Raw genomic sequence first — 24,751 nt, forward strand, 5'->3', positions numbered from 1 at the left:
GAATAGCGCAAGCCAGCTTGTGCTATTCTAAATCAGCAGTGTGAAAGCGATTTTCTTTCACACTTATCTCCATGAATAGCGCAAGCCAGCTTGTGCTATTCCAAATCAGCAGTGTGAAAGTGCTTTTCTTTCACACTTATCTCCATGAATAGCGCAAGCCAGCTTGCGCTATTCCAAATCAGCAGTGTGAAAGTGCTTTTCTTTCACACTTTCCTCACATGCCCCATTTACTGCAAAACATCCCAGCATACGGGAATACAGTTTTTTATAACATTCTATTTCTTCATTGCCAATATACAAATTACTGCAGAATTTCCAGGGCTTTCTTTACAATCCCCTCTGCATTCAAGCCATAGTAATCAAATACTTCTTTTGACGTACCGGTGATAACAGGAGCGTCCGGGAGGGTCATATTGATGACTTTTTTCGGGCATTCGCTGGCAACTGCCTGGCTGACCATTGATCCCAGACCTCCAAAGGGTGCATGCTCTTCGATTGTGATCACTGCCTTCGCATTTCCGGCAGCCTTCACTACTGCTTCTTTATCCAGTGGTTTCACACAGTACATATCCAGAACTGTTGCCCCAATCCCTTTTTCTTTTAACATAGCAGCTGCATCTACAGCCGGTTTTACCATTTCACCGCAGGCAACAATTGCAAGATCACTGCCTTGTGTAACAACGGTTGCTTTATCCATTTCAAATGGAACATTTCCTTCTTCATAGATATCTTCTACTGCATTTCTGCCGACACGGATGTATGCCGGTTTTTCATCCTGCAGCAAAGCTTCTACCAGACACTTTGTCTGATGTCTGTCACTTGGAAGGTAAACTCTCATGTTGGGAACACTGGCAAGCGCCGCAATATCCTGTGCAGAATGATGACTCATTCCAAGGGCACCATAACTGATCCCGCCGCTGATACCGATTAATTTCACATTCGTATTAGAGTATGCCACATCTACTTTAGCCTGTTCAAAGCTTCTTGTTGATAAGAAGCAGGCAGGAGAAGCCGCAAATGGTTTCTTGCCGCACTTTGCAAGTCCTGCTGAAATACTTACCAGGTTCTGCTCTGCGATTCCCACTTCAACAAACTGATCCGGATGAGCTTTCGTAAATGGAGCCAGGGATGCGGAACCTCTGGAGTCACTGCATAATACCACAATATCTTTATCGGTGTTTGCTTTTTCAATTAATACATCACATATAGCCTGACGATTTGGAATCTTATTCATGAAGAGCCGCCTCCTTTTTCTCTGCTAATTCAATAGTTGCTTTTTCGTATTCATCTGCAGTTGGTACTTTGTGGTGCCATGCTGCCTGATTTTCCATAAAGGAAACGCCACAGCCCTTTGTAGTGTCTGCAATGACTACCGTTGGTTTTCCTTTGACCGTTTTAGCTTCTTCGAATGCTGCATTTAAAGCATCAATATTATTTCCGTCTGCATGAACTACATGCCATCCAAAGCTGCCAAATCTGGCATCCAGATCATCATGTGCCATAACCTCTTCCGTACCTCCGGAAATCTGAAGACGGTTTCTGTCGACCACTGCAACAAGGTTATCTAATTTATAATGTCCTGCTGCCATAGCACCTTCCCATACGGAGCCTTCCGCAAGTTCACCATCGCCCATAACCGTATAAACGCGGTAATCCTTTTGATTCATCTTACCTGCCAGCGCCATGCCGACACAGACAGGAAGTCCATGTCCCAGGGAACCGGAGTTCATCTCAATACCTGGAAGTTTATTATTGGGATGTCCGATATATTTGCTCCCAAAGGTAGAAAACTGCTCAATTACTTCATCAATGGGAAAGAATCCTTTTGCAGCAAGTACGCTGTAATATGCTTCTACTGAATGACCTTTACTGAGAACAAAACGGTCTCTGTTTTCATCATCCTGGTTATCAGGAGAAATATTCATCTGCTTAAAATAAAGGGTAACCAAAACGTCCATCACACTAAAATCACCGCCGATATGACCGGTCTTTGCTTTATAGATCATATCCAGGACATTTTTTCGCAGTTCAAATGACAATGCTTTTAAATTCTTCATAGATTCATTCTCCTCTTAAATATGCTTTCACATCTTCTTCAATCGGATCATATAAATCCGGTTTCACATTGATGTATTTACATGCTTCATATAATACAGGTACAACATTTTTATGAATACCTACGCAGTGATGGATGTAAGGTCCGCAGACGATTTTATCCTCCAGGCGCTTAATATTATCCACTTCTACCCAGAGATAGGTTCCCATACCCTTTGGTCCGTCCACGCCTTTTGCATTTCCAAGAAGCATCGAATATTCTCCATTGTCTCCATCAAATCTGACAAGCGTAACTTCTCCGTGTCTGGCTTCTGCCGTAATGCTTCCCGGATGATCAAATGCCAGCGGATAAGTCAGCTTCGGTGTTTCTCTTGCAACGGAAATCGGCCATGGACCGCAGTGCTGCAGCAATTCTCCATTTTCAATATCCGGATGGCGGATGGTCCAGTCAGCAAAGAAACTTCTTGTCTCGTCCATGCCTGCTGCTTCTACCAATAAGGAAGTAATCGCTCCGTGGATGTCTGTTTCACATACAACCGGGATACCTTCATCATTTAATAACGCATTGGCGGCACAAGGCATAATTCCAATTTCTGACTGCAGGCAGTTCCAGCACTGAATCGCAATCGCATTACAGCCGTACTTTGTCGCCAGACTCTTCATAGCTACTTTCAATGCAGCCACATTTTCCACTTCATCCTCTTTGATCTGGATTTCCATATTTTCTTTTATGTAAGCAATTACCTTCTCTACTTCAGTTTTCTCTGCTTTTACTTTCTTCATCTCCTGCGTCAGTTCCGGCATCGGAATCGGGGAAAGCTGAATATTAAACTTCTCCAGAAGTTCGCCTTCATTACACATCGTCGTCCAGAAATCAAAAGGTCTTGTGGAAATCTGTAAGATACGGATTTTCTTAAATGTTTTTACTACATTACAGACAGCCATGAAATCCTTTAAGCCACGCTCAAAAACCGGATCATTTAATCTGCAGTTGGTCATATAGGTAAATGGAATCTGGAATCTTCTTAAAACCTTGCCGGTTGCAAATAATCCGCACTGGGTATCACGCAGACGAACACCATTTTCATCTGGTCTTTCATCCAGCGGTCCCCATAATAAAACAGGTACGTTTAACTCTTTAGCCAGTCTTGCACATTCATATTCCGTACCGAAATTGCAATGCGGAAGGAATAAACCGTCAATCTTCTCTTTTTTGAATTTCTCAGCAATTTTCAGCATATCTTCATCATTATAAAGAAGTCCTTCTTCGTTGATATCTGTAATATCCACAAAGTCTACGCCCAGTTCCTTCAACCGGTCAGCTGTAAGACCTCTGTATTTGATTGCGTCCGGAGCACTGAAAATACTCCTTCTGGTAGGTGCATAACCTAATTTGATATGTGCCATAATCCTTACCTCCAATTTGATTTTTCATGTTTCATTTATTTACTTTGTATTTATCTTTTTCTATACTTATATTATAAACGTTTATGTAAATAATTCAAGTATTTTTATATAAAATTTTATTCTTATATTTAATTTTTGTTGTTTTCCTCTAATTTTGCAGTACTTAATTTGTGAAAAACATCTTTTATATTAGTAGTAATACGCTTTTTACATCAAATATGTCGAATCGCTATAAATATTCATATAAATTTTACTATAATTTTTTATATAAACGAACTGAATTATTATTTATATAAAATTCCGTAACTCTTATATTTAGCTTTTATCCACAGCAAAAAGGGCACGACTCCCGTCATGCCCAATCTTACCTATATCATTTATAAAAATTTCTGCTTTTCTATTTTCATACACGCCGAAGCCGCACTGCCATGTATTCCTTCCCTGGCAGTTCCACTTTAAACTTCCCGGATGCCACGCCTTTCTTTTCTATTGTCATTTCCCAGGTATCGATCACTTCCACTTCAAATCTGCTCTCTTCATCAAAATAAAACTCCCGAAAAGCAGGACGATTGAATCCATAATAGCACAAATAATAATCCTGTACCGGTTTGCCTGCTGCTGTGGTGGATTCAGCCGTTGCACATATTTCATCCCATCCTCTTTGTATTGGCATCAGCCCCATACCTGGTGTTTCACTTAATATACGATAGAGGAATTTGAACCTTTCCGGGCTGTCTCCGTGAAGTTCACCGCCGTGGGACCACCAGAGAATATCCTGGGGATGCATATAAGTTTCTCCATGTCCTGCATAGCCGCCGCGAAGGGATGCCTCCCAAAATCTCCTGGTAAGTTCCCTTCCACTGATATTTCCCCATCCATGCTGAATATTCCCTTCATAGGCGATTTCATCCAGCACAATCGGTTTCTTATACCGCTCTCTCCACTCTGTTACCAGTTCAGCAGATTTATAGACATCCTGCCGCTGGATACTGCAATGGGTAATCCATGGTCTGGAGTGGTCGTAAAAAGGTTTGCAGTTATGGATGGAACGCAGATGGGCATATGGGTCAAAATCACAGATGATCTTCGCATAACGCTCCCAGTCCGCTATGGATTTTTGAGGCATCAGATCGTATTCATTTGCCAGGGACCACCACACATTTCGATAAGCCGCAAAGCGGGCAATTACATATTTCCAATACAGATCATCACATTTTTCATTCATCATGCTAAATCCCCATCGGTCATATGGGTGCATCACAATGAGATCCGCTTCAATTCCCAGATCACGAAGCTGCCCGATGCACTTTTCAATATGCTGGAAATGCTCTGTGTTAAACCGTTCAAAATCCCAGTCATTGCCCTCTGCCGCCCCATTGTATTCCATAAAGTTTTCCTTGGTGAGCACCGAGCTGTCACAAGGGGTTCCCACATACGGATAAGATCTTGGTTCTGTCAGGTTATAGTCATAATGCTTTGGAAAAATGCAAAACCGGATTTTATTAAATGCACTGTTCTTCAAGGTCTCCAGTGTTTTGTCCTGTAACTCTTCAGACTGCAGTTCCCATACATAACAGGTAGTTCCGATGGAATAATATGGGGTTCCGTCTTCATAAGCAAAATGATATGTATTAGCCACATGCACCGGTCCATGGTTATCCCTGGATGGAGCCGTTACAATAAAATCCCCTTTTACTGTCTCATCGCTAAAATTTCCTGTAATCTCAAATGTATAATTCTCCTCAAAAGATGGCATAAACCGTATTTTGTAAATCCCATTTCCGTCATAGAACCCATCTATGCTTTTTACTTCATTCTTACTTTCAAATACACCCCGGATCTTATAATCCACAAAAGGATTTCCATCATCCGGTCCTTCGCAGGCAATCTCCAGTATATCCCACTTTTCAATTTGTTTCTCATAGCCGCGTAATTTCATGTCTATATCCTCGCTTTCCCGGCAGACAGTTCTGTCTGACTGCCATTTCCTATCCCTTTTTATGAAACATCACGATTTCACAGCTCCTGCCATACCTTCTACAAAATAGCGCTGGAAAATCAGATAGACTGCCAATACCGGTATCACCGATAAGAGTACACCGGCACAGAGATAACCATAATCCGTACCATGTTCCCCAACAAAAGTCATAATACCTACCGGAACCGTCTTCTTCATATTATCATTTATAATAACGCTTGCTAAAAGGTATTCATTCCAGGTTGCCAGAAAATCCGTTATAATAAGCGTTGCCACTGCCGGTTTTGCAATGGGAAGTAATATCCGCCAGAACATCTGCCACCTGGTACAGCCATCAATATAAGCCGCCTCATCGATATCCTTTGGTATTCCTTTAAAAAATCCTCTGAGTATCAAAATGCCGTAAGAAATTCCAAAACCAACATATACATAAAATAAACCGAAATAAGAATTTAAAAGATTTAATTTACTGTAGATAATATTGATCGGAACCAGTGCTGTCTGCATGGGAAGCATCATTCCCACCAGGAAAAACACAAACCATCCGGTTTTATGTTTGATATTCAGCCTGGTTAGTGCAAAAGCAGCCAGAGCTTCAATAACAATTCCAATGGGCACCTTCAGACCGGAAACAATCAGGTCGTTTTTCATGTAAGTAAGCAGTCTTCCTTTGGTAATTGCATTGGTAAAGTTATCCCAGGCAATCTCTGCCGGAACGCTGAACAGGCTGAGCCCGCTGTAGAAATCTTTTTTTCCTTTGATCGCTGTCAGAAGCAGGGTGAGCATAGGAACAATCCAGATCAGCGCCAGTACCGCCAATATGACATACAGGATCACTTTTTTTGAAATTTTCATCTGTTTTCCATCCATAACAGCCTCCTAATCTTCTTTCGCCGTAAATACAACATACGGCACAATTACTACCAGCATGATGATAACCATAATACACGCTACTGTCGTTCCCATACCTACATTATTGTACTGGAAAGTCTGAGAATACATATAGGTAGACAGCATCTGTGTGGAGTTATTTGGCCCACCGCCGGTAAGTCCCTGCACCACATCAAATACTTTCATGGCTGCCACTACCAGAGTCGCTATGACGATTACAAATGTCTCTTTCAGAAGCGGTACGGTAATAAAGAAAAATTTCTTAATACCGGATGCCCCATCAATCGTTGCTGCCTCCAGTACATCAATTGATACTGCCTGAAGTCCCGCGAGAAACAGAATCATAGGCTGACCGATTGCCTGCCATAAAGATGCCGCAAAAATTGCATATAAACTAACATTCGGATCTGATATCCAGCTCTGGGAAAAATTAATTCCAAGTGCCTGGCAGAATTGATTAATAAATCCGATATTAGGGTTATAAATCCATCTCCAGATAATCGATACAGCGATTGGAGCGATTACACATGGAAAATAAAAGAATCCACGAAAAAATGTGCGCCCCTTAAATTTCTTATTCAATATTACTGCAAAGGCAAGTGCTACCGTCATCGTAACAAAAACAGTCAGCACAATCCAAATCAGATTATTTTTAATGGCGGTTATAAAAATCGGGTCATTGGTAAATAACTGTATGTAATTTTTTGCCCCTACAAATTCCATATCGCCGATTCCATTCCATTTGAACAGGCTTATAAAAAAGGAATAACACACCGGCGCAACAATTACGGAGAGATAGATAATCCCTGCCGGAATCATAAATGCATATGCACCCCAGTCTATTTTAGTTTTTTTCTTCATGGTTTCACTCCAATCTATTGTTATCCGGCAGGCAAAGCAATTCACCCGCCGGTACAGAATCATGGGAACTTACTTATTATTGTAAGCGTCAATCGCTTCCTGGATCTTCTTTGCTCCATCCTCCGGTGAGGTCTGCCCGTTTGCTATTCCGTCCTGCACATCAAACAGGGCATCTGCGATTTCTGTCGGGAAAGCCTGATCGGTAATCGTAAAGGTACCATTCTTTTCCGCTGTTTCCAGCATAATCGGAACATTGGGCTGCCCTTCCGGCATTTCTGCATCTGCTTTTGGAAGCGGCAGATTATAATATTCTGCATACTTGTCTGTATTTTCTTTGCTGTAATAATAATCCATAAATTCCACACAAGCATTTAACTGAGCATCCGTATTGTCTGCATTAAACTGTGTCATCTCCACAAATGCCGATAATCTGTTTGTTCCGCCTGAAGGGAACGGGAATGTTCCGTACAGATTAATATCCTGTTCTTCCTGTACGATTTTTCCATCGTACCACTGTCCCTGAATATCCATTGCGGCTGTTCCTGAAAATACTGCCATCTGGGTATCATTGGGGTCTGCTGTAACAAATCCTTCCGGAAAATAACCCTTATCACAGAATTCTTTATATTTTGTCAGTGCCTGTACCGTAGCATCATTATCATAACTGGTTTCAAAGGTATTCATCTTATCATGTTCCTCAGCCCCGGCATAGTGTTCAATTAAAAGTTCAACAAAACGCATTACATGCCATCCGTTTAGTCCCGCTGTGGAAATGGGTGTAATACCATTTTCCTTTAATACCGCACATGCCTGCTCAAACTCTTCAAAGGTAGAAGGTACTGCAATATTGTATTTTTGAAAAATATCTTTTCGATAATAAACGTCAAGTACATTGTAGCTGGTTGGATAACCGGAAAGCTGTCCGCCAAGTTCGCACAGCGTCAACGCTCCTTCACTGAATGTTTCGTTCCATTTATGTTCCCCTGCATATTCCGTCATATCATATGTAAGTCCGTTTTCCGCATAGAATCCGCCCAGGCTTCCGCCCCAGTTGAACCACATATTCGGAAGTGTTTTAGAAGAGGCCGCAACCTTACATGCATCTTTAATACCATCGGTATCATAATAAGCAACGGTAACTTTCATATCGTCATGTGCTGCATTAAATTCTTCCACAATTGGGTCTACTGCATTCTGCCTGGTATTTAATGTCCAGAATGTCACTTCTGTGGAATCTCCCGAAGACGCACCGTTTTGCTTTGCTTCACTTCCTTTTGCAGTTCCAGCTTCCGTCCCGGCATTTGTCCCAGCCCCTGAACCGCCGCCGGAACATCCACTCAGAACCGTTGCAGCCAGCATAGCTGATACCAATAATAATGATGTAATCTTTTTACTCTTCATAATGAAATCCTCCTGAATAAAATATTTTTTGAATAATTTAAATCATTCTTTAAATATTCAAGTCTTTTCTTGTCATTTCTTAAATTTATTTAAATTTGATTTAAATCAATAGTACCATAATATTTAAATTTATTCAAGCAAATTATCGTTATTCTGTATATTTTAACAATGTTACTTGTTGTATTTTGTGCATTTCTTACATTAATATTGATTAGAATATAAAGATTATATATATTCACATAAATATTTATATGAAACTACATTTTCAACTCTTGAATTTATTTTTACAAACATTTAAATTTTTGCAATTTGATTTGTTTTGTTACATTGCAATTACCAAATAATGACGCGGCATAAAATAAAATTACTCCGACCCTTTATGAGTTGGAGTAATTTATATGTGACAGCTTTATCCTTCCGGGTTGACTTCCGTTGATCGATCCATGACCAAAAAGCCTCCAGAGCCTGCTCTACAAGATTAAAAAAGCCAGGTGCGCCCGGCTTTTTGCCGGCACCCGAAAGGTGCTGCGGCGAATGCCAAACAGTGACTATCTGCTGAAACGGGAACTAATCGCCATATGTGGGCAGATGCTTTTACACTCGCCGCAGCGGATGCACTCTTTACTATTGATATCTTTTGTAACTTCCACATTCATTTTGCAGTTTTTCACGCACAGCTTACAGTTAGTGCACTTTGCCTTATCAATGGCAAGCTGATAAAAACTGAATTTATTGAATAAGGCATACAGTGCTCCCAATGGACAAAGGTACTTGCAAAAGGGGCGATAAACAAAAATGCAAGATAGCAAAATCCCAATCAATATGCCTAATTTCCAATAAAACAATAACCCTATAGTGTTTTTTAATTCTTCATTAATTGCCATCAGGGGGATACCGCCGCCTAATGTTCCGGCGGGGCAAATCAGTTTGCAAAAAAATGGATTTCCCATTCCATATTGATTTGTAATAATAATCGGCAGAGCAATAACGAAAACGAGTAAAATAATATATTTTAGATACCGCAGGAGTTTATCGACCTTGCCTGGTATTTTTAGCTTCGGGGTTTTAATTTTGTAAAGCAAGTCTTGTATAAACCCAAAAGGGCATAAAAATCCACAGATAAAGCGCCCGAGTAAAACACCAAACAGCATAATAAACCCGAAAACATAAAAGGAAAAATTATAGTTGTGATCTCCCAATACCGCCTGCAGTGCCCCTATTGGACAAGAACCCAGTGCGCCTGGGCAGGAATAACAATTAAGTACCGGCACACAAAACAGCTTTGTGTTTCCCGTGAATATTTTTCCCTTGGTGTATCCGGCCAAATACCCATTTGTAAAAATGGCAGAGACCAGCTGAATGATATGTCTTTTGTTTTTCATTTGTTTCATTTGTTTCATCAGCCTATCCCTATGCACTCAAGACAAATGTTGACTGCTTTTTTTAGAACCGTGAATTGTTCCTCCCGCATAAAACCAATTCCTATCATCACCAGTGATGCTACCAGAATATAAAATTTAAAGTAAATAAGACGTGTGAGTTTCATATTAACACCTTTCATTTCTGCTCTGTTTTATTCGAAACAAGAGCAATTCTATCTAGAATCGCTTCTCTGTAATCATCTTCTGATGTACCTCCAAAATGAGGCTCTCCGACCACCTTGCCCTTACTGTCTACAAAAATAGTTGTCGGAAAAATATTCGTCCGGTCTGTTAGCTTCTCTTGAAGCACATGGTCAGGAATAAGTGTCATAAAATTCACACCTGCATCACTCATAATTCGGGTCGCGAATTTAACTGCTTTTTTGTCTATATCTTTTTTAAGATCCACAGTATCGACACAAATTGAAATAATATTGCTGCCTTTTGGTTTTGCATTATACAGCTTTGCAATATCGGGCATTTCAGCAATACAGGGGCTGCAATCCGTTGTCCACAGGTTTATCAATGTAATTTCATAATCTTTAAAAATGTCGGAGGATACGGTTTCACCGGTTAGCGTTGCCGTGTTAAAACCGGATATATCTATGTTCGAAAATAATTCAATTTGCTCGGAATTCTGCGCATTCAATTCTTCTTCCGTTAAAACAATAACATCACTTGGACCCTTGATCAGCAGGAGAACAGCCAGTATTATAACAATGCTGATTATTACGGCAACTATAATTCCAATTACTTTAAAAGCTTTTTTCATTTCTTTATCTCCCTCTTCTTTTTATTGTGCTTCACAAGATAAGTGACAGCTAAGCCGATTGCAGACAGTATCGCAGTAAATGCAAAAAAATATGCAATTGGAATTAATGCAAAGGGTTCCACTAATACACCCTCTGCCGTAACATAGCTTCCTATTGCCATAAATGCTGCTGCACAGCCGATGCTTGCCAGAATCGAAAGCATTAAGGTACCCAGTAAAAAAGCAGATAATATGTCTCGCTTCCATTTTTTCGAAATATTACTTATCAGGCTTATATCCTCCGTATGACTTACTGTCAAAATTTCTTCATTTATTTGCTTTAGCTCTTCTGTGCACTTTAAGCAGGTGGATAAGTGCTCCTCAATTAACTTACGGCTGTCTTCACTGCATACATTATCGTGATACAGCGGCAGTAAATCTTTGACAACTTCACAATTTATACTCATATTATAGTCTCTCCTTTAATTTTGTTTTGGCTCGATGGTAAGTGACTCTGGCCCAACTTTCCGTTTTCTCAAACAAGATGCCTATTTGTTTAAAAGATAATTCTCCAAAAACTCTCAGTGTAAAAACCTCCTTATAAGGCTCTTCTAAGCTGTGCAGGGCTTTATGGATTTCCAAGGCACTCTCCTTTGTCAATAAACTCTGTTCAATGTTTACTTCATTGGCAGTTTCCTGTGTTTCATTTAACATTGTTGATTTCTGTTCATTTTTAACAGAAGTAAAATAACAGTTTTTGGCAATTTGACATAGCCAAACATAAAGTTTGCACTTCCCCTCAAATTTGTCGATATTTCTTAGTGCTTTAAAAAAAGTTTCTTGGGTTATTTCTTCAGCAATTGCTTCATTTCTGCTTAAGGATAAAACATATTTATATACATCCCTGAAATAGAGCTTGTATATTTCGTTAAAATCTGTCACTTTCTCACCTCGCTTTCGTATATAAGACTCTCAAGTATAAAATTCGTTACAAACTTTTTTAAATAATTATTGTGGGGGCAAATCTTATTTTAGAGTATAACCCTTTAAAGTAAATTGCTAATCAAATTTTATTTGAAAGTTAACAGAGCGCGCTGTGATAATTACTGATAGGATAATACAACTATACAAAAAGACAAAAAAATGGGAAGTAAACTATCAGGATATCCTTTTATTACGGCGGATTCCTGTTTTACTTCCCATTAATCTAAGCTTCCCATTACGCCGGATATGCGCCCGGCAGGAACACATTTTTATTCCCGGTAAATTCAAATGGAGTTGATCTATATGCAGTCTGAGCCGGGGTTTCCCCCGGCTGTTTTCAAACAAGCGTGCTTTACGACCGTTCGCAAACACTATCACGTTCAATAAATTTCGTACACACCTGAATTTTTGTATTGACCTGGTCATCATCTTTTTTAATCATGTCAATTACCCGGCGCACTGCAAGTTTCCCCATCTCCTGCTTTGGTACGCGAAGGGTGGTAAGCGCCGGGGATGATATCTCACTGAAAGGGAGATCATCAAAACCAACCAGCGAAACGTCTTCGGGTACCCGGTATCCCATTTCCTGAAGCGCTTTCATTGCACCAAGGGCAATCATATCATTATCCGCAAAATACGCCGTAGGTAATTTTGATTTCTTCTGCAGGTACTTCAGCATTTCCTGGTATGCCCCATTTAATGTAGTGGGAAGGGTTACCGTATTCTCATTTTTTACCGGAAGATTTGCTTTTTGCATTGCAGTACCATAGCCTACCGCTCTGGAACGAAACGCCTTAATACGAAAACTCCCTCTCAGATAACCGATTTCCTTATGGCCTTTTTGAATCAGATACTCCACCGCTTTCCTGGAAGAATCCGCATTATTAATCAATACTCCGTTAAAAGACATATCTCCAGCCCAATAATCCAGCATTAAAAACGGACATCCTGCGCTTTTAAAGATCTTCACATCCTCTTCCATAAGCTCCGTGCCAAGCAATACAATAGCAGACGCACTGTCATTAATCATCCAGTGCACCTGTTCTTCATAGTCTTCATCTTTCTGGTTCAAATGACATATAACCATCTCAAACCCTGACTCCCGGCATTCCTTCTCGAATCCATCAATCAGCAGCGAGAAAAATGGCGTATCATCGATAATCAAACCATTCTTTTTAAAGATGACAAATTTGATCTTACGAATACTGGATTCACTGATATATCCCATCTCCTTAGCCACACGAAAAATTTCTGCTGATGTCTGCGCATTCACACCTTTTTTATGATTTAGCGCATTGGAAATAGTAGCCGGCGAGAAACCGGTCTTCTCGCTAATACTTTTTATACTCACCTTCATAACCGAATATACCCTTCCTTTCACACGATTTTATCGCATATAAACGTCCAATTAAATTATTTATATATTATTTTATCAAAATTTATATATAATTGCAATGGATTAATTCTAATCTTTTACATAATTTTTCTAATATCCCATACACTAAGTTAAAATCCCCTTTTGGAGGTACGTTTGAAACTTCCTATCAAACTATTTATTAATGCAGTATCGCAGGCGGAGCCCGCGGTATGCAGGAGGTATAACTATGAAATCAATTAAAAAACAATACTTTTACTATGAGCTTACCTTTGCCCTGCTGGCTATCGTTTTTGGGACTCTTTTCCACTTTATATATAAATGGAGCGGCTACCATTACCTTATTGCCTTTATTTCCCCGATTAATGAATCCACCTGGGAACACCTGAAAATGTTATTCTTTCCTTTTCTGTTTCTCACATTTATTGAATACTTTTTGATTGGGAAGAACTTTTCCTCCTTTGTCACCGCCAAAACAATCGGATGCTTCGCAGGATTGTTGTTTATCGTTGCATTCTTTTATACTTACACCGGTATAATCGGAACAAACTACCTGGCCATGGATATTCTGACATTTGTCCTGGGCGTTCTGATCTGTTACTTTTGCAGTTGGTACTTGAGTGCATGCAAAAAAACGGGAAATCACACTTCGAATATATTGTGCCTGTGCCTTCTGCTTCTGTTAGCATTTTTCTTCGCCGCATTTACCAACCATACACCCAATATTAATTTATTTAAATCGATTCCATCGGAAGTATTAAAAAATTAAACCCTGTCATTATTTCCGGAAACGACATTATTTTCATCCAATATCAAGATACGAAACAGGATTCCAGTAACAACAGAAAATGCCTGTACCATACGGTAACTTCACAGTTGCGGATACAACCAAAAAGCACCTTCCGGTACAGGCATTTTTCATACCTGATAATATATTTTATTTTCTTCCAGCACTTCTGCCTTTTTATCATGGCATTCCAGAATTGCCACACAGCAATTTTTCGGAACTCCGCCATTCCAGAAATCAGACATTTCAAACGTACGCACGCTGTTGAGTAATCCCCGCATTGCACCGCCGTGAGTTGTAATCAGGATTGTTTTATCCTGATACTCCTCACGATTTAAAATATCGTCCATAAATGCTTTTGTCCTCTCCCCCAGGGATCGGATATCCTCTCCATCTGAAGGAGGAACATACTTATCCGGTGCCCGAAAGAAGTTAGAAAACTCGGGATCCGGAATCTCGTAGTTTTCCCTGCCGCTTATCATCCCTTCAAAAACACCAAAGCTGATCTCTATAATCCGCTCATCAGTTAATATAGGAGCATTGCGTTCTCCCATTACAATTCTGGCTGTTTCCAGAGCCCGTTCCAGCGGACTGCTGATAGCCAGATCAAATGGTATCTCTTTTAAAGCTTCTGCCGTAATCTTTGCCAATTTTCTCCCATTTTCATTTAACGGGATATCCGTGCGGCCCTGGAGACGTTTCTGGGTATTCCAGTCTGTCTCCCCATGCCTCATTATATAAATTTTCATAACTACTGTCTCAGCTCGATTCCCATGGATTCTAAGCCATTCAAAATTTTCTTCATTGCTGCAGAAACTTCAGTTTCTTCCAACGTTTTATCTTTAGCCCTGAATGTAATAGAGTAAGCAATGGATTTAAATCCTTCTTTAATCTGAGAGCCTTCATAAATATCAAATAACTGGTAGCTTTCTAATATTTTGCCGCCTCTCTGTGCAATCATAGCTTCAATCTGACCCGCCAGAATTTCTTTTGGCACAACCATACTAAGGTCACGGTTAACTGCAGGGAACTTGGCAATTCCTTCAAACTTACGGTCAAAGGTAGACATTTCCACTACCAGAGGCATATCCAGCACTGCAACATAAACACGATCGCCAATATCATAATTATCCGCTACTTCCGGATGCACTTCGCCCAAATATCCCACAACTTTTCCATTGTAAATGATATTTGCCTGACGTCCCGGATGCAAAAACAGTTTGCCAGACCTGGGATCATAGGTTTCCTTCTCATGCAGTCCTATTTTCTCAAAGAACTCTTCAATTACACCTTTCATTGTATAGAAATCACCTTCTCCATACATTCCAAGCGTAAACTGCATTCTCTCATCAGGAAGATCCTTAAGCGGAAGTTCTGTTGGCAGATATACATTTCCAAGTTCATACAAACGAACATTTTTATTTCTGTGATTGTAATTAAATGCCAGGGAGGTCAGCATCCCATTCAGAGAAATGGTTCTCATGATACTGAAATCTTCCCCCAAAGGATTAGAGATCTGGATTGCCTTTCTATATTCCGAATCTTCCGGCAAGAGCAGTTTGTCAAACACCTTAGGACTTTCGAAAGAATACGTCATACCCTGAGAAAAACCGCAGAATTCTGCAATATCCCTTGCCACTTCTTCGATTCTCAACTTAAAGGTCAGCTTCCCGGTGGTTGCTTCTCCTCTTGGAAGTGTCGTCGGTATATTGTCATAACCATAAAATCTTGCTACTTCTTCAGCCAGATCAGCCATGCGGAACAAATCATGACGGAAAGTAGGTGCTATAATCTCGTTTGCCTCTGCATCGTATACCAATCCAATTTTCTCAAAATATCCCAGCATTTCTTCTTTTGAAATATCAGTTCCTAACAGCGTATTAATCTTATCCGCATCAAAACCAATACGAACCGGGTTTTTCTTCTTACCATACACGTCAGCCATACCGCCAACAACTTCTCCTGCTCCCAGCTCTTCTACCAGCTGGCATGCACGGTCTATCGCTGCCTGGGCATTATTTGGATCCAGCCCTTTTTCAAATTTACCGGAAGCATCCGTACGAAGTCCTACTTTCTTACTGGAAAGTCTGATATTCGTTCCATCAAAGCATGCCGCTTCAAAGAGCATTGTTTTAACATCATCCGTAATCATAGAATTTTCTCCACCCATGATTCCGGCAATACCAACTGCTTTTTCCCCATCACAGATCATCAGAACAGACTCATCCATCGTTCTTTCCTGACCGTCCAGGGTAACAAATTTCTCATCTGCATTTGCACGTCTCACAATGATTTCATGATTTGCAATGGTATCATAGTCATAAGCATGCATAGGCTGACCGTACTCTTCCATAACATAATTGGTAATATCGACAATGTTATTAATTGGACGGATACCGTTTGCTGCGAGGCGTCTCTGCATCCATTTCGGTGATGGAGCTATTTTAATATTCTTAACTACTCTTGCACAGTAGCGGGGGCACAGCTCCGTATCCTGTACTGTCACTTTGATATAATCATTTACATCTTCGTTATTTCCGGTTTTAGCAACAACCGGAGGTACAAACTTTTTATTAAATGTCGCAGCCGCTTCTCTGGCAATACCGATTACGCTATAGCAGTCCACACGGTTGGATGTAATCTCATATTCGAATACAACATCGTCTAAATCCAGCGCATGTATGGCACTTTCTCCTACCTTTGCATCCTCCGGGAAAATATAAATACCATACTCTGGTGCTTCCGGATACATCTCTCTTGTAGAACCCAGTTCTTCAATAGAGCACATCATACCGCAGGATTCAATTCCTCGCAGTTTTCCGTTTTTGATCTTTACTCCGCCTTTTGTCTTCTTGCCGTCATGTCCGCCCGCTACGCGTCCACCGTCCAGAACAACCGGAATCTTATCTCCTTCTTTTACATTTGGAGCGCCTGTTACGATCTGTACCGTTTCCGTACCCACATTTACCTGGCAGATAATCAGCTTATCTGCATCCGGATGTCTCTCTATAGATTCTATCTGTCCGATTATAATTTTTTCCAGATCTTCATCCAGCCTCTCAAATCCTTCTACCTTGGTGCCTGACAATGTCATTGCATCCGTATATTCCTGTGCATCCGCTTCCAGGTCCGGAACGTATGCTTTAATCCATGATAATGATGTATTCATTCTGTTTTCCTCTCTTTACTTAATTTCCATTAAAATTGTTTTAAGAAACGAATATCGTTTTCATACAGTAATCTCATATCGTCAATTTCATATTTCAAAAGAGCAATACGTTCCAGTCCCACACCAAATGCAAAACCACTGTAGACCTCAGGGTCAATGCCGCACATTTCTAAAACATGAGGATGTACCATTCCACAGCCCAGAATTTCAATCCATCCGGAACCTTTACAGAAACGGCATCCTTCTCCGCCGCATTTAAAGCAAGTCACATCTACTTCTGCACTTGGCTCTGTAAACGGGAAATGATGAGGGCGGAATTTTGTCTTCGTCTCAGGCCCGAACAATTCTTTTGCAAACTCTTCCAGCGTTCCTTTTAAATCTGCAAATGTAATATTCTTATCAATTACCAATCCTTCGATCTGATGGAAAGACGGTGAATGTGTAGCATCTACTTCATCGGAGCGGAATACTCTTCCAGGTGCAATCATACGGATAGGAAGTTTGCCCTGTTCCATTACACGCGCCTGTACCGGTGAAGTCTGTGTCCTTAAAACAATGTCTTTATTTACATAAAAAGTATCCTGCTCATCCTTAGCCGGATGATTCGCCGGAATATTTAATTTTTCAAAATTGTAAAGATCGTACTCTACCTCCGGTCCTTCCACCACTTCATATCCCATGCCAACAAAGATACGTTCCACTTCTTCTAAAGCAATGGTATTTGGATGACGATGACCTACATTATTCTTCTTCGCCGGAAGTGTAACGTCAATCACTTCACTTTTTAATTTTTCTTCCCGAACCTTAGCTTCTAACTTCTTTTTTGTTTCTTCCAAAAAGTTTTCAATAGCAGCTCTGGTGTCATTCACCATCTGTCCTACCAGTGGACGTTCTTCCGGTGTTACATCTTTCATTCCTTTTAAAACTGCTGTCAGCTGCCCCTTTTTACCCAGGAATGACACACGAACGTCATTTAATTTGTCCAGTGCATCGGAATTTTGGATCTGACTCAATGCTTCTTCTTTGATAGCTTGCAATTTGTCTTTCATTTTAATTCTCCTTTTCAATTGATCTGGTTCTTGTGGATCCTTGCGCAAATCGCTCTGCAAGCAGGCTATTTACTCGCATCCCTTCACTTGCTGGCAGCCGTTCATCCGGCATGCCACCTCGCCTGACGGCTCGGTCGCGGGCTATCGCCCTTTGCCTCTTTGCTTTCGCGCAAAAAAAGCCTCATCCCCCTGGTGTAAGGGACGAAGCTTGGAGTTCCGTGGTACCACCCTAATTCCTGCTGCTGCAGGCTCTTAATTAAGTATGCTTAACGCGCATGGTCGGCATTTCCTACTGTGATTTCAAAAATGCAGCTCCGGTGGGAAATTCGAATTTATCATCTGAACTTAAGGATGCTTCCAGCCGACGGCTTCCTCTCTCTGTAAGAAAATGATCTTCTACTGACACCTTCATCGCTTTTTATTATTAATAAATTTTATATTGCTCACTTACTATTACTATGACCTATTTTATCATATTTACTTAATCTGTCAAGTCAAAACTCGAACTATCTTCTAAATAGCAGTTAATTTCAGCACCAATGAATATAAACCACATGCAGAAATACAGCCACAGCATTACCATAACAGCAGATGTCAGACTTCCGTAAATGGATGACATTCTTTTTGCCATTTCAAAATAAATGGAAAATCCATAAGAAAAAATGGACCAGGCAAGTGCCGTAAATAATCCTCCGGGTAGAAGGTTGGCAAATCTGTCCTTACGGTTGGGCAGCAGTTTATACATCGCCATAAATAGCAGTGTGAGCAGCGTAATTGTTGCAATGGTTCTGACGCTGATTATAAATCCGGAGAATTCTTTTAGAAGAGGAACATATCTGATGATCAGATCATGTACCTGATTTCCAAATACCAGCAACAGCATTGCTGCTACAATAGAAACCAGAAAGAGCACTGTATAGAATGCGGAACGCAGACGCATATAAATATAATTTCTAGTCTCACGAATTCCCTGAACGGAGTTTAACCCGTTTGTAACTGCCATAACTCCTCTTCCCGCAGCCCACACGGCAGCAATAGCCGTTCCTGACAGCAATGCGGTAGATCCGGTATAGACACCGCCCACCAGTCCATCCAGAACCTCGCGAAAAGAAGCAGGCAAAACACCCATTACCATATCCACCACATCGTCCGGAGTAAGCGGGGTATACTTGAGCAGAGTCAGCAGGAGCATGATAAAGGGTATAAAACTCATGATAACATAAAAAGCAGACTGTGCAGAATAAGCATCCACACGGTCCCGCTTAGCTTTCCTCAAAAAATTCAAAATAAATCTGATGATAGTGCAAATAGCTTTCATAATACCCCTCTAACTTTTTTATGTGAACCAATCATAGCACGTTTTTGGTCTCACTGCAAGCCCGCATGTTTGACCCACGCACGTTCTCCACACGTTTGAACGGCTCTGCATTTTTAAAGGGACATATTAATCTTTTATCCAATCTGTATATCACCATAAAAATATTTTAATATTTCTTCATATCCCATACCTGCGTCCGCCATATGCCTTGCTCCGTTTTGGCTCATTCCTTTTCCATGCCCGTATCCACCGCCTGTAAGCGTATAGCTTACCAATGCATCGTTTTCATAATTGGGAGTCAGATAAAAAAATGCACTTGGCAGCAGTGACATACCGGTGGCTTCGCTTCCATCCTGTTCCACTACCGCAATATTGGCAGGGGACAGCAATTTACGAACCGTGTACTCTCCCTCTACCGAAATATTCTGATTCTCTCCCTGAACGGTAAATTTCGCAATTGCCCCGTTTGTTTCTCTGGAATCGATACTTAGAGACGTTACATTCCCAGTGCCCGGCTGCCACGCATTTGCCAGCCGCGTAAGCTCATCGACTGTAAAAACAGCCTTCCAGCGGTACCAGGGTTCAGTTGCTTCATACGCCGTATGATTATCAGTTGTCATAAATGAGGCAAAAACTGTTTCCTGAGACAGATCCTGACTCAGATTCACACCGCAGGATGTAGAATAATAAAGCGCATCTACAATTTCTCCATTGGAACGCATCACCTCTCCGGCGGTAGCATTTACGGCCTCTGTAGCACGCTCATCCCGCTTCTGGTTATTATAAACCTGATAGGAGACACTATCGTCAACGTCTACATCAAATTCAGCTCCCCGCCCGTTCTGCATCTGTTTAAGCGCATAGCTTCTGGCGCAGATCGCCTGCACTTTGAGAGATTCAAGCGGATATGCAGCCGGCATTTCACTGGGCACAACGGAACAGAGATAAGTTTCCAGGGGCAGCTCATTTATAACAAGAAGCCCTGCATCCCTTTTTACAATTTCAAAGTTCCCCAGGTACGATGGATTTTCATAACCCCTTTTCAACCCCGGCAAAGTAATCTCACCGTCTTCTCCCTTTGGCTGGATTCTCAATACACCGTTACTCAAATAAGGGCTGTCGGCAGTTATCGTCAGCGGTTCAGAAGACGGATGTTCTTCTGTTGCTTCTCCATATTGCAGCACATAATCCGAACTGCACTGAAGAGTAACACTACTATGATACTCACCTGCATAATCATCTGTCTTAATCAAAACACGTATGAGGGGATTTTCCGGTGCTGCAGTCTGTGTATCCCCGGGTGCCGCCTGTCCATCCTGCGTTTCCTCTTCCTTCGACTGCTTCTGCTCGTCTGCTGCCTGCTGATTACTTTCTTTTTCTTTTCCATCGGACTTCTTTTTAGCCGTCTTTGTCTCATTTGTTTCCGGGGCTTCTTTTTGCTTTGCCAAATCTGTCTGAATTGTCTCCTGTAATTTATTCAGGACATCATCACCCTTTTTTTTATAAGTGTCATAAAAACACAGCAGTAAAAAAGCCATGATACAGCCGCTTAATATAAGAATTTTTCCAAAGGTATTGTCATCCTTCATTCCTTGCTCCTGTTTTCTCTTCATTTATTTACTAGTATATCCAAAAACAGGAGAAAAAGAACGTGAAATAAGGACATAGTGTTATTTTTTTGAAATAGTAAAAGATCCGGCATTTTATACTCTTTTGACAATACAATTAAATTGTACTGCCAAAAGAGTTAAAATGCCGGACCTGCTCAAATTCAATCTTTACAATCCTATACAAATTTATAGATTGTTGTTGTATCATAAACTTCCCCTGCCTTCAAAATGGAAGAAGGAAAATGCTCATGATTAGGCGCATCCGGGAAAAATTGTGTTTCCAGACACAATCCGCTTCTCTTCTGATATGCGATGCCGCCTTTTCCTATCTGTGTTTTTTCAATAAAGTTTCCGGTATAGAATTGTACACCTACACAATCCGTGTAAACTTCCATTGTTCTTTTGGTTAACGGATCTGTTACCTTAGCTATTTTACGCAGTTTTTCTTCACCATTTTGATTCAATACAAAGTTATGGTCATAGCCGTGAGCCAGCTGTATCTGTTCATATGTATCATCAATATCATCACCAATACGTCTTGTTTTCCGGAAATCCATAGGAGTTCCTTCCACACTTCTCAACTCTCCTGTCGGAATAGATTCTTCATCGATTACGGTAAAGGCATCTGCATCCATCCATAAGGTGTGATCCAGTATCGTCCCTTTATCATGGCCCGCCAGATTAAAGTAGCTGTGATTTGTCATATTTGCAATCGTATCTGCATCAGACACCCCTGTATAATGAATCCTGATTTCATTTTCATCTGTCAGTGTATAAGATACCGTAACATCAAAATTTCCGGGCAGTCCTTCATCTCCATCCGGACTATGATGGGTAAATTTTACTGTTGCCTCTTCTTCCAGAAGCTCCATATCCCAGATTACCTTATCAAATCCTCTGGTTCCGCTGTGAAGACTATTGCCATTTTCATTCTGTTCCATCTGATAATCCACACCATTAATCGTTACTTTTGCTTTACCGATACGATTGCCATTCCTTCCGATCACAGCTCCAAAGAAACCGCCGTTGGCAGCATAATCCGTAACATCTTCATATCCTAATATCACATCTTCAATATGGCCTTTTTCATCCGGCACTGTTGCAGACACCAGGGTAGCTCCATAATTTGTCACTTCAATCCCCATGCCCTTTTTATTCATAATCGTAACAATTTTGGCCTCCTGGCCATTTCCGGTTTTCCCAAACAAACTCGTCTTCATCCCCATATCTCTGTCTGCTCCTTTTAGTTTTATGTACTTATATCGATCTTTATACGATGTCACTATTATACACCCAGTCTAAAAAGCTTACAACTTGTTTTTCCACATTTTTCAAACAACATAATAACGCAAAAAAAGAACATCTGCTAAGCAAATGCTCTTTTTTGTAAGCCCCAAAGTGCCGTTTCCTATCTTTTGACTCCTAGCAAAGCTAGGTGGGTAACCGCAACTGCGACATCTGTCTTCCACTGCAATCGGTGGCCTGACATCCTTCACAGCAATGTAGGAATCCCATAAAAGTACATGTAGGTTCAAAATGATAGGATTGTCGAACACCCCAGGTAACTTACTATTTATGTTATTATATAAATATTATACTCTAGTATTCATTCAATTTCAATATATAATTCAATAAAGAATGATTTACCAGAAATTATGTACTATTGCATAAATATACCGGGCGGTGTTATCCACCCGGATCTCACTGTTCAAAATTTGTTTTTATTATCGCATCATTAATTTTAAATGTCAAGCAATTAACAATCTATTTTTCTTATTTTATACATATTTTACAATTAAAAAATTTTACTATTTTTCTTTTCCAATTTATGATATGATAAAGAATGGATTTTAATCCTTTAGCACACTAAAACAGAACAGGAGGAAACAACTATGAGTACGTATTCAGAAATTACACCTGATATTCTCGCTCTATCTAAGCTGGCAACTGATACCAGCCAGATCAACACGGAGCTGTACACAAAATACGAGGTAAAAAGAGGTCTTCGTGACATTAGTGGTAAGGGCGTTCTTGCAGGCCTGACCGACATTGCAGAGATCCGCTCTTATACCGTTGTAGACAGCGAAATGATTCCCTGTGAAGGTAAACTCTTCTACCGCGGTATCGATGTAGAAGACATCGTCCAGGGGTTCATCCATGATGACCGTTATGGCTTCGAAGAAGTAACTTATCTGCTTCTTTTCGGTACACTTCCAACGGAAGAGCAGTTACGTGACTTTTCCAACCTGCTTGCTACATACCGTACACTGCCTACCAGCTTTGTCCGGGATATCATTATGAAAGCGCCAAGCCAGGATATGATGAACACCCTTGCACGAAGCGTCCTGACACTTTATTCCTATGATGACAGGGCAGATGACGTTTCCATTCCAAATGTCCTTAGACAATGCCTGCAGTTAATCAGCCTTTTCCCTATGCTTTCTGTATATGGCTACCAGGCATACAGCCACTATCACGACGGCAACAGCCTTTTTATCCACTCACCCCAGCCAGAACTATCTACCGCTGAAAACATACTTCACATATTACGTCCAAACAGCAAATTCACGAAACTGGAAGCCAAGATTTTAGATGTTGCACTGATTCTGCATATGGAACATGGCGGCGGTAATAACTCTACCTTTACAACCCATGTAGTCTCTTCATCCGGAACTGACACCTACTCTTCTATGGCTGCTTCTCTTGGTTCTTTAAAAGGACCGAAACATGGCGGAGCCAATATCAAAGTAGTTAAGATGTTTGAAGACATGAAAAAATCAGTAAAAGACTGGTCCGATGAAGGTGAAATCAAAAATTACCTGAAACGCTTGTTAAACAAAGAAGCATTTGACCATGCCGGATTGATCTATGGTATGGGACATGCGGTTTACTCCTTATCCGATCCAAGAGCAAATATTTTTAAATCTTTTGTAGAAAGCCTGTCTAAAGAAAAAGGCCGGGAAGAAGAATTTAAGCTCTACTCCATGATTGAGCGCCTGGCTCCCCAGGTTATCGGCGAAGAACGTAAAATCTATAAAGGTGTAAGCGCTAACGTGGACTTCTACAGCGGATTTGTTTATAGCATGCTGGATCTTCCGACTGAGTTATTTACCCCGATCTTTGCAATCGCCCGTGTTGTCGGATGGAGCGCTCACCGTATCGAAGAATTGGCAAATAACGGAAAAATTATCCGTCCTGCTTACAAGAGTGTTGCCAAGCATAAAGAGTACACACCACTCCATGAACGCGGATCGGCTGAATAGGCTTATCTTATTATCTATAAAAAGAGTTTCAACCACCATGACACAGCGGTTGAAACTCTTTTTAATATTTACCAGTATATTTTCATTGACTTTCTGGTAATCATTACAAACCATACCATCACAATCAGTCCGATTGCCAGAATGATTAATGACCCCATTCCCAAAATTTTAAAATAGTCACCTATAAGACTGACGATTCCAATGATCAGCAATACAATACCAAAGACTAAAAGCCTTGGTGTCATATATTTGATGTAACCTGCTTTATCCTTACATTTTGAAACCGAGATATCTCTGGATAACAAAACATTTTCTTTTATCTCACCTTTTGTTTTCATAAGATAAAAAGCATATAAAACATATACGCCGCAGCCTACGAAAAGTAAATCCATGAGCATGTACATACTATCCATAACAAAACCCTGCCTTTC

At 40.6% G+C, this 24,751-nt stretch carries 23 protein-coding genes, 1 other RNA gene and 1 other annotated feature; of the genes, 2 read left to right on the forward strand and 22 right to left on the reverse strand.

Annotation, left to right across the window (positions count from 1 at the left end):
• Positions 1–168: 168 nt before the first annotated feature.
• From CD03_RS38915 to CD03_RS0116475, 14 genes are all read right to left on the reverse strand, one after another.
• On the reverse strand, positions 169–300 hold the full coding sequence (locus CD03_RS38915; protein ID WP_255348092.1) for a hypothetical protein: 132 nt from the start codon (positions 298–300) through the stop codon (positions 169–171).
• Between the two features lies 1 nt (position 301).
• On the reverse strand, positions 302–1,234 hold the full coding sequence (locus CD03_RS0116415; RefSeq protein WP_027294585.1) for a transketolase family protein: 933 nt from the start codon (positions 1,232–1,234) through the stop codon (positions 302–304).
• Positions 1,227–2,057: a transketolase gene (locus CD03_RS0116420; RefSeq protein WP_027294586.1), complete on the reverse strand. Its 831-nt coding sequence runs from the start codon at positions 2,055–2,057 to the stop codon at positions 1,227–1,229. The genes CD03_RS0116415 and CD03_RS0116420 overlap by 8 nt, the downstream gene beginning before the upstream one ends.
• A 4-nt stretch (positions 2,058–2,061) precedes the next feature.
• On the reverse strand, positions 2,062–3,462 hold the full coding sequence (locus CD03_RS0116425; protein WP_027294587.1) for an L-fucose/L-arabinose isomerase family protein: 1,401 nt from the start codon (positions 3,460–3,462) through the stop codon (positions 2,062–2,064).
• Positions 3,463–3,865: 403 nt separating this feature from the next.
• Positions 3,866–5,401, reverse strand: coding sequence for a DUF5605 domain-containing protein (locus CD03_RS0116430; RefSeq protein WP_027294588.1), 1,536 nt, complete (start codon positions 5,399–5,401; stop codon positions 3,866–3,868).
• A gap of 69 nt (positions 5,402–5,470) precedes the next feature.
• The gene (locus CD03_RS0116435) at positions 5,471–6,310 is read right to left on the reverse strand and encodes a carbohydrate ABC transporter permease (RefSeq protein WP_027294589.1); all 840 of its coding nucleotides are present in this window, start codon (positions 6,308–6,310) and stop codon (positions 5,471–5,473) included.
• Between the two features lie 9 nt (positions 6,311–6,319).
• Positions 6,320–7,192, reverse strand: coding sequence for a carbohydrate ABC transporter permease (locus tag CD03_RS0116440; RefSeq protein WP_027294590.1), 873 nt, complete (start codon positions 7,190–7,192; stop codon positions 6,320–6,322).
• Positions 7,193–7,261: 69 nt separating this feature from the next.
• The gene (locus CD03_RS0116445; RefSeq protein ID WP_027294591.1) at positions 7,262–8,593 is read right to left on the reverse strand and encodes an ABC transporter substrate-binding protein; all 1,332 of its coding nucleotides are present in this window, start codon (positions 8,591–8,593) and stop codon (positions 7,262–7,264) included.
• A 548-nt stretch (positions 8,594–9,141) separates the two neighbouring features.
• Positions 9,142–9,975: a 4Fe-4S binding protein gene (locus CD03_RS0116450; RefSeq protein ID WP_052378083.1), complete on the reverse strand. Its 834-nt coding sequence runs from the start codon at positions 9,973–9,975 to the stop codon at positions 9,142–9,144.
• 17 nt (positions 9,976–9,992) lie between these two features.
• Entirely contained in the window at positions 9,993–10,154 is a 162-nt protein-coding gene (locus CD03_RS39985; protein ID WP_156042928.1) for a CD1871A family CXXC motif-containing protein, read from the reverse strand.
• Positions 10,151–10,786: a TlpA family protein disulfide reductase gene (locus CD03_RS33760; protein WP_044289430.1), complete on the reverse strand. Its 636-nt coding sequence runs from the start codon at positions 10,784–10,786 to the stop codon at positions 10,151–10,153. The genes CD03_RS39985 and CD03_RS33760 overlap by 4 nt, the downstream gene beginning before the upstream one ends.
• The gene (locus tag CD03_RS0116465) at positions 10,783–11,232 is read right to left on the reverse strand and encodes a DUF3955 domain-containing protein (protein ID WP_027294593.1); all 450 of its coding nucleotides are present in this window, start codon (positions 11,230–11,232) and stop codon (positions 10,783–10,785) included. The genes CD03_RS33760 and CD03_RS0116465 overlap by 4 nt, the downstream gene beginning before the upstream one ends.
• 1 nt (position 11,233) lies before the next feature.
• Positions 11,234–11,707, reverse strand: a complete 474-nt coding sequence (locus tag CD03_RS0116470) for an RNA polymerase sigma factor (RefSeq protein ID WP_027294594.1) — start codon at positions 11,705–11,707, stop codon at positions 11,234–11,236.
• A gap of 394 nt (positions 11,708–12,101) precedes the next feature.
• The gene (locus tag CD03_RS0116475) at positions 12,102–13,106 is read right to left on the reverse strand and encodes a LacI family DNA-binding transcriptional regulator (protein ID WP_027294595.1); all 1,005 of its coding nucleotides are present in this window, start codon (positions 13,104–13,106) and stop codon (positions 12,102–12,104) included.
• A gap of 247 nt (positions 13,107–13,353) precedes the next feature.
• On the opposite strand from CD03_RS0116475, the gene CD03_RS33765 reads away from it, so the two are divergent.
• The gene (locus CD03_RS33765) at positions 13,354–13,893 is read left to right on the forward strand and encodes a DUF6512 family protein (protein WP_052377836.1); all 540 of its coding nucleotides are present in this window, start codon (positions 13,354–13,356) and stop codon (positions 13,891–13,893) included.
• Positions 13,894–14,042: 149 nt separating this feature from the next.
• Here CD03_RS33765 and CD03_RS0116490 read toward each other — a convergent pair whose 3' ends face one another.
• The 7 genes from CD03_RS0116490 to ssrS form a co-directional block, all read right to left on the reverse strand.
• Positions 14,043–14,660, reverse strand: coding sequence for a histidine phosphatase family protein (locus tag CD03_RS0116490; protein ID WP_027294596.1), 618 nt, complete (start codon positions 14,658–14,660; stop codon positions 14,043–14,045).
• A 2-nt stretch (positions 14,661–14,662) separates the two neighbouring features.
• Positions 14,663–17,080: a phenylalanine--tRNA ligase subunit beta gene (gene pheT / locus CD03_RS0116495; RefSeq protein ID WP_027294597.1), complete on the reverse strand. Its 2,418-nt coding sequence runs from the start codon at positions 17,078–17,080 to the stop codon at positions 14,663–14,665.
• 29 nt (positions 17,081–17,109) lie between these two features.
• The gene (gene pheS / locus CD03_RS0116500) at positions 17,110–18,129 is read right to left on the reverse strand and encodes a phenylalanine--tRNA ligase subunit alpha (RefSeq protein ID WP_027294598.1); all 1,020 of its coding nucleotides are present in this window, start codon (positions 18,127–18,129) and stop codon (positions 17,110–17,112) included.
• Positions 18,130–18,323: 194 nt separating this feature from the next.
• Positions 18,324–18,550 (reverse strand) — a binding site (T-box leader).
• A 60-nt stretch (positions 18,551–18,610) separates the two neighbouring features.
• The gene (locus CD03_RS0116515) at positions 18,611–19,447 is read right to left on the reverse strand and encodes a YihY/virulence factor BrkB family protein (RefSeq protein WP_027294599.1); all 837 of its coding nucleotides are present in this window, start codon (positions 19,445–19,447) and stop codon (positions 18,611–18,613) included.
• A 134-nt stretch (positions 19,448–19,581) separates the two neighbouring features.
• Complete coding sequence (locus CD03_RS33770) at positions 19,582–21,036, reverse strand: SpoIID/LytB domain-containing protein (protein ID WP_052377837.1); 1,455 nt, start codon at positions 21,034–21,036, stop codon at positions 19,582–19,584.
• Positions 21,037–21,233: 197 nt separating this feature from the next.
• Entirely contained in the window at positions 21,234–22,283 is a 1,050-nt protein-coding gene (locus tag CD03_RS0116525) for an aldose epimerase family protein (protein ID WP_027294600.1), read from the reverse strand.
• Positions 22,284–22,443: 160 nt separating this feature from the next.
• Positions 22,444–22,624: non-coding RNA, 6S RNA (gene ssrS, locus CD03_RS36770), on the reverse strand.
• A 325-nt stretch (positions 22,625–22,949) separates the two neighbouring features.
• Between ssrS and CD03_RS0116530 the strand changes: the two genes are divergently transcribed.
• Complete coding sequence (locus CD03_RS0116530) at positions 22,950–24,320, forward strand: citrate/2-methylcitrate synthase (protein ID WP_027294601.1); 1,371 nt, start codon at positions 22,950–22,952, stop codon at positions 24,318–24,320.
• Between the two features lie 68 nt (positions 24,321–24,388).
• Here the strand turns inward: CD03_RS0116530 and CD03_RS0116535 are convergent, their stop codons facing one another.
• The gene (locus CD03_RS0116535; RefSeq protein ID WP_027294602.1) at positions 24,389–24,733 is read right to left on the reverse strand and encodes a hypothetical protein; all 345 of its coding nucleotides are present in this window, start codon (positions 24,731–24,733) and stop codon (positions 24,389–24,391) included.
• Positions 24,734–24,751 lie beyond the last annotated feature (18 nt).

The organism is Robinsoniella sp. KNHs210, from assembly GCF_000686105.1.
In the GTDB taxonomy this organism is placed as follows: Bacteria; Bacillota; Clostridia; order Lachnospirales; family Lachnospiraceae; genus Robinsoniella; species Robinsoniella peoriensis.